The organism is Streptomyces sp. (assembly GCF_035645055.1).
GTDB lineage: Bacteria > Actinomycetota > Actinomycetes > Streptomycetales > Streptomycetaceae > Streptomyces.
On record NZ_DASQNH010000066.1, the window covers coordinates 14,787 to 27,727 of the forward strand.

At 70.4% G+C, this 12,941-nt stretch carries 11 protein-coding genes; 6 read left to right on the forward strand and 5 right to left on the reverse strand.

Features of this window, described 5'->3' with window-relative positions; all coding sequences use genetic code 11:
• Positions 1 to 3 precede the first annotated feature (3 nt).
• Together VE614_RS22470 and VE614_RS22475 are read right to left on the reverse strand one after the other, a co-directional pair.
• Positions 4 to 768, reverse strand: a complete 765-nt coding sequence (locus VE614_RS22470; protein WP_324940038.1) for an ABC transporter permease — start codon at positions 766 to 768, stop codon at positions 4 to 6.
• Positions 765 to 1,772 carry an ABC transporter ATP-binding protein gene (locus VE614_RS22475; RefSeq protein WP_324940041.1) on the reverse strand — a complete coding sequence of 336 codons (1,008 nt, stop codon included), beginning with the start codon at positions 1,770 to 1,772 and terminating at the stop codon, positions 765 to 767. The genes VE614_RS22470 and VE614_RS22475 overlap by 4 nt, the downstream gene beginning before the upstream one ends.
• A gap of 712 nt (positions 1,773 to 2,484) precedes the next feature.
• On the opposite strand from VE614_RS22475, the gene VE614_RS22480 reads away from it, so the two are divergent.
• From VE614_RS22480 to VE614_RS22505, 6 genes are all read left to right on the forward strand, one after another.
• Entirely contained in the window at positions 2,485 to 3,120 is a 636-nt protein-coding gene (locus VE614_RS22480; protein ID WP_324940044.1) for a hypothetical protein, read from the forward strand.
• 126 nt (positions 3,121 to 3,246) lie between these two features.
• Positions 3,247 to 4,875, forward strand: coding sequence for a DUF6801 domain-containing protein (locus VE614_RS22485; RefSeq protein ID WP_324940047.1), 1,629 nt, complete (start codon positions 3,247 to 3,249; stop codon positions 4,873 to 4,875).
• A gap of 48 nt (positions 4,876 to 4,923) precedes the next feature.
• Positions 4,924 to 5,865, forward strand: a complete 942-nt coding sequence (locus VE614_RS22490; protein WP_324940050.1) for a hypothetical protein — start codon at positions 4,924 to 4,926, stop codon at positions 5,863 to 5,865.
• Positions 5,866 to 6,082: 217 nt separating this feature from the next.
• Complete coding sequence (locus VE614_RS22495; RefSeq protein WP_324940053.1) at positions 6,083 to 7,294, forward strand: helix-turn-helix domain-containing protein; 1,212 nt, start codon at positions 6,083 to 6,085, stop codon at positions 7,292 to 7,294.
• Positions 7,295 to 7,870: 576 nt separating this feature from the next.
• A complete protein-coding gene (locus tag VE614_RS22500; RefSeq protein ID WP_324940056.1) occupies positions 7,871 to 8,899 on the forward strand; it encodes a peptidoglycan recognition protein family protein in 1,029 nt (342 codons plus the stop codon).
• 210 nt (positions 8,900 to 9,109) lie between these two features.
• On the forward strand, positions 9,110 to 9,910 hold the full coding sequence (locus VE614_RS22505; protein WP_324940059.1) for a class I SAM-dependent methyltransferase: 801 nt from the start codon (positions 9,110 to 9,112) through the stop codon (positions 9,908 to 9,910).
• A 231-nt stretch (positions 9,911 to 10,141) separates the two neighbouring features.
• On the opposite strand, the gene VE614_RS22510 is transcribed toward VE614_RS22505, so the two are convergent.
• From VE614_RS22510 to VE614_RS22520, 3 genes are all read right to left on the reverse strand, one after another.
• Entirely contained in the window at positions 10,142 to 10,438 is a 297-nt protein-coding gene (locus tag VE614_RS22510) for an STAS domain-containing protein (protein WP_324940075.1), read from the reverse strand.
• 399 nt (positions 10,439 to 10,837) lie between these two features.
• Entirely contained in the window at positions 10,838 to 12,136 is a 1,299-nt protein-coding gene (gene nhaA, locus VE614_RS22515; RefSeq protein WP_324940062.1) for a Na+/H+ antiporter NhaA, read from the reverse strand.
• Positions 12,137 to 12,397: 261 nt separating this feature from the next.
• The coding region (locus VE614_RS22520) for an alanine:cation symporter family protein (protein ID WP_324940066.1) at positions 12,398 to 12,941 on the reverse strand (544 nt) is incomplete at its 5' end.

Here is a 12,941-nt window from a genome sequence, read left to right on the forward strand (position 1 = left end):
CGGTCAGCCCCCCTTCGGCGGAACGATGCGGAGGTACAGGGCCGTCATCACCATGTTGACGAAGAAGAGCAGCAGGAAGGTGATGACCACGGACTGGTTGACGGCGTCGCCGACGCCCTTGGGGCCGCCGCGCGGATTGAGGCCCCGGTAGGCGGCCACGATGCCCGCGATGAACCCGAAGACCAGTGCCTTGAGTTCGCTGATGTACAGGTCGGCGGGCTGGGCGAGGGCGGAGAAGCTGGACAGGTAGGCGCCGGGCGTGCCGTCCTGGAGGATGACGTTGAAGAAGTAGCCGCCGAGGGTGCCGACGACGGAGACCAGGCCGTTGAGCAGGACCGCCACGGCCATGGTGGCCAGCACCCGGGGCACGACGAGGCGCTGCACGGGCGAGATGCCCATGACCTCCATGGCGTCCAGCTCTTCGCGGATCTTGCGGGAGCCCAGGTCGGCGCAGATGGCGGAGCCGCCGGCGCCGGCGATCAGCAGGGCGACGATGAGTGGGCTGGCCTGCTGGACGACGGCGAGGACGCTGGCGCCCCCGGTGAACGACTGGGCGCCCAGTTGCCGGGTGAGCGAGCCGACCTGGAGCGCGATGACCGCGCCGAAGGGGATGGAGACGAGGGCGGCGGGCAGGATGGTGACTCCGGCGACGAACCAGAACTGCTCGACGAACTCGCGGAACTGGAAGGGCCGCCGGAAGAGGGCGCGGGCGACCTCGGCGGCGAGCGCGAAGAGCCGGCCGGTCTGCCGCAGCGCGCCGGTGATCATGCGCCGCTCCCGGCGGCGGGTAGGGGCAGGGTGGGCGCCTCGGCACTCTGCGCGTAGGTCCGCAGGATGGCGGTGCGGGCGGCGGAGGGCAGCTGGTCGATCATGCGCAGGACGCGTTCACGCCGCCGGGCGACGGCGCGGCGCGGCGGCAGGCCGGGCGACGGCTCCAGCTGCGGGACGATGCTGCGGGGCCGGGCGGCGGCGCGGTCGGCGCCCGCCTCGGCCGCGAGGGTGGCCGCGTCCTTCTCCTCCGACATCCCGATGGGGCCTTCGCGACGGCCGTCGAGGAACTGGGCGACCACCGGTTCCTCGCTGGTGAGCAGCACCTCGCGCGGGCCGAAGGTGACGAGTTCGCGCCGGAAGAGCATGCCCATGTTGTCGGGCACGGTGGCGGCGATGTCGAGGTTGTGGGTGACGATCAGCATCGTCGCGTCGAGCTGTGCGTTCAGGTCGATCAGCAGCTGGGAGAGGTAGGCGGTGCGGACCGGGTCGAGGCCGGAGTCCGGTTCGTCGCAGAGGATGATCTGCGGGTCCAGTACGAGCGCGCGGGCCAGTCCGGCCCGCTTGCGCATACCGCCGCTGATCTCCCCCGGCAGTTTGCCCTCCGCCCCCAGCAGTCCGACGATCTCGATCCGCTCCATGACGATGCGGCGGATCTCGGACTCCTTCTTGCGGGTGTGCTCGCGCAGCGGGAACGCGATGTTGTCGAACAGCGACATGGATCCGAACAGGGCGCCGTCCTGAAACATGAGCCCGAACAATTTCCGAGTCTCGTAAATATCCCGCTCAGGGCTGTTCACCATGTCTACCCCATTGATGAGGACACGACCCTTATCCGGTTTGAGCAACCCGATGAGCGACTTCAGGAAGACCGTTTTCCCGGTGCCGGACGGACCCAGCATGACGCTTACTTCTCCGGCCGGGAGGGTGAGAGACACGTCCTGCCAGATGCGTTGCCTACCGAAGGACTTGGTCAGGCCCTCGACCACCACTTCGATGCCCATATCACCTCCAGCGGACGCACGTCGGTTCTGTTGGCGGGCCCGCGCGTCACGTCGGCGCCCTGCCCACTGACAACGGGTGCGGCCCCGCATTCCCGTCGTCCTCCCGGCGTTTGTCACCCGGAAGACAACCCGCGGCGCCCGCCCTTGTCCCCACTGAGACAGGGCGGGGTCCGCAGCCTCCGGAGGGGCGGGACCGCGGGACCCCGCCGCCGGATGTCCGGCCTTGGCGGGAGGGAGCGGCCGGAAAGCATCCGCCGCGGCTCGGCCGGCGGGGGCCGCCGACCTGGAACCGAGCACCGCACCGGCACGTTACGGCTGGGTAACCTCGGGGTGCAATACCGGGATCCGAGTTTTCGAAGAGACCTGGTCCAGCCATCCGAAATCTGTCACGGCGCAGACAAGTCCGCCCTCGGAAGTTGTCGTCGAGTGAGTATTCCGGGCCGGTGTGGACAGGCCTCGGGGACACCCTCTCAGCCGTGGCCGAAGGGTTCGAATTTGGCAGCGGATGACTAAGGCAAGTGGTGGATCACTCACCCCGGAAAGAGATGGTTCACATTTTCAAAGAATCATGAACAACGGCATTGTTCGACCAAGTTTCCCGCCAGTAACGTCATGGCTCGCGGACGGGGAACACCGAGCCGCGGGCCGCACACCCTCGATCGATTCAGCCGCGGCCCATCCCTGCCGTTCAACCACAAGGAGCGCCGACGTCATGAAGAAACACACGAGAAGGTTCACCGTCGTGGCGGGTGCGGCCGCGGCCGCCTTCGGTCTCACCGTCGGGCCCGCCTCGGCGGTTCCCTCCACGGTGTGGACCGTCACCCCGACGGGCAGCTACACGGCGACGAACAGCGGCAACATCGTCCTGACCGCGAGCATTCCGATGACGTGCACGACCTCGAGCGCGTCCGGCACCATGGCCGGCGCCACCGGCAACCCGGCCACGGTCGCCAACATCAACGCCATCAGCTTCGGCACCTCGGCCTCGCCGTGCACCAGTGTCCTGGGCAACGTCAGCACCGTGGCGGTCACCCCCTGGACCGTCGTCGCCCAGGACTACAACGCCGCGACCGGCGTCACCACGGGCTACGTCGGCAACATCAAGGCCAACGTGAGCGCGGGCGCCTGCAAGTTCACCGTGACGGGCAAGGCCTCGGCCACCTACACCAACTCCACGGGCGTCCTGGCGGTCAACAGCGTCGCGGGCGAGCTGATCGTCAGCTCCAACCCGGCCCCTGTCAACTGCGGCTCGGTGGTCACCACCTCCACCAAGCCCACCTTCAAGGGCAATTACGTCATCAAGGCGTCGAACGGCACCATCCCGAAGATCGTCGGCTCCAACCCGTAAGGCGCCGCCGTCCGCGTCCGCCCGGCCGGGCACGCACCCCGGCCAGGCGGACGCGGACTGCCCGGATCCGCTGCGGGGCCGCCCTTTCCGCACCCCTTTCCCCGGTGAACGACTGACGGGAGCTCCATGAGAGGCCATCGCGCCGCCACGCTGCGGCTGCCCCGGGTCCATGCCCAAACCGCGGTCATCGGCGCGTTCGTGGTACTCGCCGCCATGGTCCCGGCCGCGGTCTCCGCCCCGGGCACCCAGGAGGCCGACGTCGCGCTCCCCTACGTCTGCCGGCTGCCCTCGGGCGAACTGCCCGTGACGGTACGCGTCACGGCGGACTTCCCCACCGCGGCGACGGCGGGCAGTCCGTTCACCCCCACCGATGTCACGACCACCGTCGAGTTGCCCGCCGAAGCGGTCGCGGACCTCGCCGCCGGTCAGGCGGCCGGCGTAACGGCGGTGACCCGCCTGGGCGTCGGGATCGCGCAGGGCAAGTCGGCGGCCGAGGCGAGCTGGCGCGGTACGGCGCGGCCGGCCGCCCTCCCCGCGTCGGGACCGCTGACGCTGACCGCGACGGGCGAGGTCCCCTCGGTCACCGCCCGCGCGGACGGGGCCCTCACCTTCTCCGCCCGCGCCCTCGCCCTCGACCTGGCACTCGACACCTCGGACGGCACCGCCGCCGACCCCGCTGCGCTGACCGTCGAGTGCGCGCTCGACGAGGACGCACCGGAGCAGGGCCTGCTGGCCACGGTTCCGATCGAGGCGGACCCCGCGCACCCGGGCACCACCCCGGTCCCATCCGCCCCCTCCGCCCCGGCGCCGGGCCCCGGCACCTCCGCCGCCCCCCAGTCCCCGGACGACCGGGACCACCACGACGACCACGACGACCAGGACGGCCAGGGGGACGAGGGGGACCAGGGGGACCGGGCGCCGACGGTGACGGAACGCGACCCGCGGAGCACCGCCCCCCGCCCGAAGGCCCCTCCCTGCCGCTACGACGAGCAGCACCCGTCCACCTCGGCGTCGCTGAACGCCTACGTCACCGGCTACACCAACGTACGCAAGCTGGGGGGAGCCTCGCTCATCCCGCTGTCCTGCGCGCTGATCGAGCAGGGGCCCACCGACATCGAGTTCTTCCCGGACTTCACCGGGGGCTATCTCACCCAGCACTCGGAGGGGACGCTCCGGTACCAGGGGAAGCCGCGCACCCCGCCGTTCCAGGCCACCTTCCTGACCTTCGGCTTCGCTCCGACGAAGGCCACCATGGTGCTGGAGCAGACGGGCCCCATGACCATGGACGGCAGCGGCGAGACCTCCTTCATCACCCTGTTCACCAGGATGGAGACCCGGATACGGGTCCCGCTGGTCCTGCGGGTGACCGCCCTGGAGGTCAACGGAACCCCGCTGGACGTCGGTGACGACTGCCGGACGCAAGGCCCGCTGCGCTCCCCGGAGCCCGAACCCGCGAAGTTCCCCGGTGACCACCTGGTGCTGACCGGACGCAGCTCGCACCAGCCCCCCGACCTGCCGGTCGGCTATCTGCTCAGCTCCGGCGGCCCGTTGACCGGCGAGGTGACCATCCCCGCCTTCACCGGCTGCGGCGTCAGCGGCGGCGAGAACCTCGACCGCCTGCTCACCGCCTCCGTCTCCGGCCCCGGCAACTACGTCAAGCAGATGCAAGGCCAGACGTGCGCGGTGCAGGTCTTCAACCCCGACCAGTGCACCGAGGACCTGCAGCCCCTCGTCATCCCCGTCCCCGAGCGCTGAGCCGTCCCGCCCGGCACTCCCCCACCTTCTCCCCGGAAGGCCACCACCATGACCCGGCTCTCCACCCGCACCCGACTCTCCGCCGTCGCCGCCCTGACCGCGCTCGGCACTCTCGCCTCCGTCGGCGGCGCGACCGCCGCCGACCCCACGCTGAACGGCCAGTGGGCCCCGTTCACCCGCTGCCCCGTGGACGCCGCGGCGATGCTGGCCGCCGACGGTTTCGACAAGACCCCCCAGTGCGTGGTCTCGACCTCCGCCGGCGGCTCCGTCAAACTGGGCAGGACCACCGTCGTCACGGGCAGGACCAACCTCCAGTTCGGCGTCGTCCAGAACGCGGACGGGACCAGCACCGTCGTCGCCCCGCCCTCCGGCGCCCTGGTCGCCGACCCCGCCACCGTGCCCGGCGGCCTGCTCGGCCTGATGTGCCCGAGCGACATCCCGGTGATCACGGGCATCTGCCAGACCCTCAGCGACGCCAAGCTCAACAAGATCACCGCCACCATGGAGTCCGTCGGCGCGCCGTACGCCTTCGACCAGACCGCGGGCGTCCTCAAGGACATGCCGATCATCGCCCTACCCGTCCGCATCCGCCTGCAGAACCCGCTCCTCGGCGACAACTGCTACATCGGGTCGGCGTCCGCGCCGATCGTGCTGCGGCCGAAGAACCTCGACTACCCGGCGTTCGGGATGAGCTTCTTCAAGGGCGACGGCACGCTCGATGAGGCCGGGGAGATGAGCCGTATCGACCTCACCGGCGCCCCGCAGAACGACAGCAGCTTCGCGGTGCCGGCGGCCGGCGGCTGCGGCCTGAACGTCGGCCTGATCAACGCCGCCGTCAACGCGAAGACCGGCCTGCCCTCCGCCGCCGGTAACAACAGCCTCACCCTGAACAACACCCAGACCCACCTGGCCGGCCTCACCGCGCCCGGCACCGTCGCACCCGACGCCGGCAAGGTGCTCGCCCGCAACTGGCGCTCCGCCGTCCGGTGACGGCCATCCGGCGGAGCTTCCCGGCCGTTTCCGGCGGCGGGCTCGGCAGGCACCGGCCGAATCTGCCCGAGTGGTGTACACCAAGCGGTTGAATTGATTAAGTTTCAGCACCCAAACCGGTGTGGCACCCTGGTCGACCGGTCCGGGTGCCCTCCGCGAGGCGGACGGCGCCCGGCCGGCCACCTCGCCGGACACGTCGGAGCGCAAGAGGTGACTCATGCCCTCGATCACACGGTCCCCCGAAGTCGGTGAACCGCTCGGCCCCCTGCCGAAGAGGTTCGCGGCTCTCATACGGCCGGAACTGCCGGGCCTGCTGAACGAGATACGAGCGGAGGTCACCCGCGCCTACCCCGTGTACGGCCGGCTGCTCAACGGACCGAACGGGGACGCGATCCGCCAGGGCGTGGAGCAGGCGCTGGTCACCTTCGTGGACCGGGTGGCCGATCCCGGCAGGCGCTCGGAGCTCCGCGACGAACTGCTGCGCAGGTTCGGCCGGGTGGAGGCGTACGAGGGGCGGGACCTGGAAACCCTGCAGGGCGCCTACCGCCTCGGAGCGCGTATCGCGCTGCGCCGCGCCAAGACGGTCGGGCGGCAGCACAACCTCTCGCCCACCCTCATCCTCTCCTTCGCCGACGCCCTCTTCGCCTACGTCGAGGAACTGGAGGCGATCACCCGCGAGGGATACGCCGAGGTGCGGGAACGGGCCGCGTCCGAGGTGTCCGCGTTACGAAGACGCTTATTACACCTCATCCTGGCCGCGCCGCCGCTGCCGCGGACGACCGTCGCCGAGCTGTCCGAGGCCGCCGCCTGGGAGCTGCCCCGCCGGTGCACCCTGGTCGCGCTGCGCCCCCCGGTGGCGGACCACATCCAGGCCGCGCTCGACGAGGACGTCCTCGCCGATCTCGACATCCCCCAGCCCCACCTGCTCGTCCCCGGTGACCTCACGCCGCAGCGCCTTGCGATGATCCGCAGGGCCCTGTCCGGCACCCGTGCCGTGCTCGGACTGACCGTCCCGCTCACCCAGGCCGCCGACTCGGTGCGCTGGGCGCGCCGCGTGCTGCAGTTCGTCGACGACGGAGTGGTCCCCGACGCCCCGCTGGTCGCCTGCGAGGACTATCTCACCACCCTGTGGCTGCTGTCCGACCACGTCCTGGTCGACCATCTCGCGGCCCGCGAACTCGCCCCGCTCGACGGACTTCCGCCCAGTCGGCGCGACCGGCTCATCGAGACCCTGCGGGTCCACATCTCCACCCGCGCGCCCGCGGAACAGGTGGGCGAGCTGCTGGGCGTCCACGCCCAGACCGTCCGCTACCGCCTGCGCAACCTCGAAGCCCACCTCGGCGACCGGCTCGCCGACCCCGAGCACCGCTTCGCCCTGGAGGTGGCCTTACGCGCCCTGCACCTGCGGGGACACGACGGCCCCCGGTGAGTCGGCGACGTGCCGGTGGGCTCCGGAGGCATAAGTCGACGCCGTCACCTCACCGGTCGCACGGTCGGTTGAAGTCACCGCCGGACTACGTGCCACGGTACGAGGCTGCCGAGAGCGGCGACGGCACCCGGGAGCGGGTGTTCACCGTGCTCATGGCCCAGGCCGGCGCCGAGCAGCACGTCTGGGTGAACGAAGCCGGTTGAGGCCGCGCTCCATGACGGGCCGTCGAATGACGAATGCGCCGGGTGCGGGGAGACGGACCAGCTTCGGCGGTCGGCGGGCCCCGACTGCGCCGTTCAGCCCATGCGTCGTCGCTCCCACGGGTTCGCCCTGCCTGGACCTCATCCCCTCACCGTGTCGATCATCGGATGATCGGTGCGGATTTGCCAGACTCACCGCTCGTCCATCGCAGCACCATGACGAGCAGGGGAGATACACATGAGGAGCGGACCGCGCATCGCCACAGCGGCGCTGACGGGACTCGTGCTGCTACAGGGCGCCTTCACGGCTTCCGCGCGCGGTCGGGATGATGCGGGGACACCGGCACCGCCCGGCGTCCGTAGCGAGGTGCATACGATGCGGTTCACGCACGGCCGCACCGCCCTCTTCCGCGCTGACACCAGCCCGTTCAGCATGCTGGGTGTCACGTGGGATGACCCGACCGCACCGTTGCCGGGTGCTGTGGAGGTTCGTACTCACCCCATCGGCGGCGGCGCCTGGACCGACTGGACTCGGTTGGACAGCGGCGACAGCCACGGGGACGACACGGCACGCCGAGGCGGCACCGATCCGTTGTGGGCGGGACCAGCGGACCGTGTGGAAGTCCGTATCGTCGCGGCCGGTGAAGCACTGACCGAACTGCCGGACGGCTTGCGCGTGGACCTCATCGATCCCGGGCCGGACACATCCACGAGGCCACTGCCTGCCCCACCCGCCATGACCGACGCGCCGACGCCACCGGCAGCCCTGTCGGCGCCGCGTCCGGTGATCGTGTCACGTGCGGGGTGGGGCGCGGACGAGTCGATCAGTACTGAGCCGCCCGTCTACGTGCCGGATGGGAAGATCAAGGCAGTCGTCGTCCACCACACGGCCGACTCCAACAACTACACCTGTGCCCAGGCTCCCAGTGTGATCCGTGCCGTCTACGCCTATCACGTCAAACAGCTGGGCTGGCGGGACATCGGCTACAACTTCCTCGCCGACAAGTGCGGCACCCTCTACGAAGGCCGTAAGGGTGGCGTCGACCGGGCTGTCATGGGCGCCCACACCTATGGGTTCAACTCCCAGACCACCGGCATCGCCGTCCTCGGTACCCACACCAGCACGACACCCACCGAGTCCGTGCTGAATTCCGTGGCCGCGCTGGCCGCCTGGAAGCTCGGTCAGTACGGCGCCGATCCGGCCGGCACCACCACCCTCACCGCCGGCGCCGACGGAAACAACTACTTCCACAAGAGCTGGAAGCTCGGCGACAAACTGACCTTCCCGACGATCCACGGCCACCGCGACGGCCACAACACCCAGTGCCCCGGCGATGAGCTGTACGCCCAACTGCCCGCCATCCGCACTCGTGCCGCCACCGTCACGGCGACCGGGCGGCAGTGAGCACCGCCTCGCGTGGCACGTACCCACGCCCCCACCGGGCGGCGTACATCTGAGGACACCGCGGGCGTCCGCCCAGACACCGGGAGCAAGCGGCCGGACACCGCGGGGCCCGCCCTGCGGGCGGACGACGCTACGACGCCATCGACAAGCACCTCACCGCCCGAGAGCCACCGGCGGAACTTGTGCGGTGCAGCAACTAGGGTACGGCGTATGAGCCAGACTCCCGTCGACCCCGTCGCGCACAACCGCCTCGCCTGGGACCGCGAGGTGGAGAAGGGCAGCGAGTGGTCACGCCCGGTCGGCCCCGAGGTGATCGCGAAGGCGCGGGCCGGCCAGTGGTCCATCGTCCTGATCGGGTACGAGCCGGTCGACCCGACCTGGTTCCCGCCGGAGATCGCCGGTCGCGACGTGCTCTGCCTCGCCTCCGGCGGCGGGCAGCAGGGTCCGGTGCTGGCCGCGGCGGGCGCGCGGGTGACCGTCTTCGATAACTCGCCCCGCCAGCTGGCGCAGGACGAGATGGTCGCGGCGCGGGAGGGGCTCGGCCTACGCACCGTGCTCGGCGACGCGCGCGACCTGAGCCCGTTCCCGGACGCCTCGTTCGACCTTGTCGTCCACCCGGTCTCCAACCTGTTCATCCCGGAGCTGGCACCGGTCTGGCGCGAGTGCCACCGCGTGCTGCGCCCCGGCGGGACGCTGCTGTCCGGCTTCCTCAACCCGGACGTCTACCTCTTCGACGCCGAGTCCTTGGAGGCGCGCGGCGAGCTGGTGGTACGCCACCGTCTGCCCTACAGCGACCTCACCCACCTGGAGCCCGCCGAGCGGGAACGGCTGTGGGGCCTCGACGCGCCGGTGGAGTACAGCCACACGCTCACCGAGCAGATCGGCGGGCAGATCGCGGCGGGCTTCGCCATCACCGGCTTCGCCGAGGCGCCGCACCACTCTGAGGCCACCGCCGGCTGGCTCTCCGGCTACTTCGCCACGAAAGCGGTCAAGGCCGGCGCCGGTCACTGACCCTCCACCGGCCGGGCCAGGTCAGCAGTGAGGCCGGCGGGCGGCTGGGGCAGGGTGGGCAACGACCCTGCTGATACACAAACCGGGAACACCCCGGGCTCGGCAACCCGCATCACTCGTCGTGCTGGCAACCGTGGGGCACCCGCACCAGGCATGACCGCCTCGACATCGACGCCATCAACAAACACCTCACCGCCCGACAGCCATCGGCGGAACTTGTGCGGTGCAGCACTAGGGCTGGAATCTCGCGACGGCGTCGAATCCCACTTCGCGCAACGTGCGCTGCACGTTGCGCCTGGCGCCTCGGACGGTGATGGCCACCGCATCGGAGCGTGTTGCTGCGACCCGCAGCAGGGCGTAAGCACAGGTCAGGTCGAGGTGTGTGAGGTTGTCCATGTGCAGCACCCATTCGCGTGCCTCGGTCAGCCTCGGGTCGGCGAGCCGTTGCTCCAACTCACGGACCATGTGGGCGTCCAGTGTGCCCTGGAAGTCCAAGGACGCACGTCGGCCATCAGACGACACGGTCATCACGGGTGGAGTCTGCGGCTCCGCGGCAGGCCTGGGTTTGGTTGCCACAGCGGACCTCCTTGCAACCGGTTCTGCGCCCTTCTCCTCATCCTCTCACCGACTGCTTTCCCGCGGCACAGGGCCGGCCTCCCCGCTTCAGCGCCCGTCGAGGGCGGCGGCGGGGGAATCCCGCTGCCGGCCCAGTGCCCGAGGGCGTGGGGCACCCGCTGCAACAACCCGCGGTGCCGGGCGAGGCCCGCCCCAGGGTCCTCGCACAGTTCCTTGAGCGACGCCCAGCAGGGCAGCATGACGACGACGAACGGCAGCGCCAGCAGGATCGTCGCCGTCTGCACGAGTCGAGTACGAGGCGATGACGAACACCGTCACCACGGAAGGGTCCACGGCGCACGGCCTTCACGGTCAGCGCTCAGTGGCCGTGGTGCGCTGGTAGACGTCGGGGATGCCGTCATGGTCATCGTCGCGCTCCTCCTCCTCGTAGAGGCGGCGGTAGATGCCGTTGCGGTGCTTGAGGAGGAAAGCCGCCAGAAAAGCCGCTATGAGGGAACCGGCGAGGACGGCGGCCTTGACGTGCTCTGTCGTGGCCGGGTCGGTGAAGGCCAACTCGCCTATCAGGAGGGCCACGGTGAAACCGATCCCGGCGAGGACCGCGAGCGCGAAGACGTCCGCCCAGGCCAGTTCGGGGTTGAGCCGGGCGCGGGTGAAGCGGGCGGCCAGGTAGGTGCCGGCGAAGATGCCCAGAGTCTTGCCCACGACGAGGCCCAGGACCACGCCGAGCGGTTCCGGCTGGGTGAAGACCTCCGCCAGCGCCGCGCCGGAGACGCCGACGCCCGCGGCGAAGAGCGCGAAGAGCGGGACCACGACGCCCGCCGAGACCGGGTGGATCACGTGGGAGGTGCGCTCCGCCGGGGACGCGGTCTCGCCCTCGTCGCGGATGGTGCGCAGGATCAGGCCCATGGCGACGCCGGCGACGGTGGCGTGGACTCCGCTGTTGTACATCAGCGCCCAGGTGACCACGCCGAGGGGGACGTACCACCACCAGCCGCGTACGCGGAAGCGCTGCAGCAGGTAGAAGACGGTCAGGCAGGCGAAGGCCGCGCCGAGGGCGGTGAAGTTCAGCTCGCTGGTGAAGAAGACCGCGATGATGAGGATGGCGCCCAGGTCGTCGACGACGGCGAGCGTGAGCAGGAAGGCGCGCAGCGCGGCGGGCAGGTGGGTGCTGAGGACCGCCAGGACGGCGAGGGCGAAGGCGATGTCGGTGGCCATCGGCACCGCCCAGCCCTCCAGGCTGCCACCGCCCGCCGTGGCGGTGACGCCGTACAGGGCGGCGGGTACCACCATGCCGCAGACCGCGGCGATGACCGGCAGGGCCGCCGTTGCGGGGGTGCGCAGCTCACCGACGACGAGTTCCCGCTTCAGCTCGATGCCCGCGACGAGGAAGAAGAGGGTGAGCAGGCCGTCGGCGGTCCAGTGCCCCACCGACAGGTCCAGGCCGAGGGCCGGTATGCCGAAGTGGAAGTCGCGTATCTGCTCGTAGGTCCCGCTCCACGGGGTGTTCGCCCACACCAATGCCACAACGGCGGCCGCCAGGAGCACCAGTCCCCCGGTCGTCTCGGTCCTCAGGGCCTGCACCACCGCGTTGCGTTCGGGCAGCGGCAGGAGTCCGAGGAAGGGGGAGCGCTCGCGAGGGGCGACAGCCATCGGGGAAGACCTCCGGGGGATCGATGTCAGGGCATACGAGCCCTTGGACGCCGACCAGACTTCCCGGCACACCGCGCGTCGGGCCGTCGGCCTCAAAGGCGGGACGTTGACGCGTTCCCCGCACCCTAGCCGCCACTCCCGGATGCCGCCAGACCGTGTTTCACCTGCCGAAACGGCATCGGAGAGCATGGCGAGCGGGCCCGGCACACCAAGGCGCGAGGTGTGATCGGGCCCGCTCGGGAGCCGGTGCCGCGGGGGCGGTCAGGCGGTGGTCTTCACCGACTCCTGGTCTTCGTCGTCCTGAGTGATCTCACCCGCGTTGCGGGCGCGGACGAACTCCAGGAAGGAGTTCAGCTCGCGCTTGACGACCGGGGCGAGGAGGTAGAGGCCGATGATGTTGATGACGGCGAGCATGAAGAGCACCGCGTCGGCCATGTCGATGAGGGTCTGCAGCGTCAGCAGCGAACCGGCGATCGCGAACAGGGTGTAGACGACCTTGTACGTCAGCTCGCTGGTCCGGCTGCGGCCGAAGAGGTACGTCCACGCCTTGAGGCCGTAGTAGCCCCACGTCAGCACCGTCGAGATGGCGAAGAGCAGCACGGCGACGGTGAGGATGTACGGGAACCAGGGCAGCACCGTGGCAAAGGCGTCGGACGTGATCGTGACGCCGCCGATGGACTCGCCGGCGCGGGCCTCGGCCCAGCTGGCGGGGTTGGCGATGACGATGGTCAGGGCGGTCATGGTGCAGATGACGACCGTGTCGATGAACGGCTCGAGCAGGGCGACCAGGCCCTCGCTGGCGGGG

What these genes read in the sequence shown, in the direction of transcription:
- VE614_RS22470 (WP_324940038.1), bottom strand. Translation starts at nt 768, where the DNA reads ATGATCACCGGCGCGCTGCGGCAGACCGGCCGGCTCTTCGCGCTCGCC.
- VE614_RS22475 (WP_324940041.1), bottom strand. Translation starts at nt 1,772, where the DNA reads ATGGGCATCGAAGTGGTGGTCGAGGGCCTGACCAAGTCCTTCGGTAGG.
- VE614_RS22480 (WP_324940044.1), top strand. Translation starts at nt 2,485, where the DNA reads ATGAAGAAACACACGAGAAGGTTCACCGTCGTGGCGGGTGCGGCCGCG.
- VE614_RS22485 (WP_324940047.1), top strand. Translation starts at nt 3,247, where the DNA reads ATGAGAGGCCATCGCGCCGCCACGCTGCGGCTGCCCCGGGTCCATGCC.
- VE614_RS22490 (WP_324940050.1), top strand. Translation starts at nt 4,924, where the DNA reads ATGACCCGGCTCTCCACCCGCACCCGACTCTCCGCCGTCGCCGCCCTG.
- VE614_RS22495 (WP_324940053.1), top strand. Translation starts at nt 6,083, where the DNA reads ATGCCCTCGATCACACGGTCCCCCGAAGTCGGTGAACCGCTCGGCCCC.
- VE614_RS22500 (WP_324940056.1), top strand. Translation starts at nt 7,871, where the DNA reads ATGCGGTTCACGCACGGCCGCACCGCCCTCTTCCGCGCTGACACCAGC.
- VE614_RS22505 (WP_324940059.1), top strand. Translation starts at nt 9,110, where the DNA reads ATGAGCCAGACTCCCGTCGACCCCGTCGCGCACAACCGCCTCGCCTGG.
- VE614_RS22510 (WP_324940075.1), bottom strand. Translation starts at nt 10,438, where the DNA reads ATGACCGTGTCGTCTGATGGCCGACGTGCGTCCTTGGACTTCCAGGGC.
- nhaA (WP_324940062.1), bottom strand. Translation starts at nt 12,136, where the DNA reads ATGGCTGTCGCCCCTCGCGAGCGCTCCCCCTTCCTCGGACTCCTGCCG.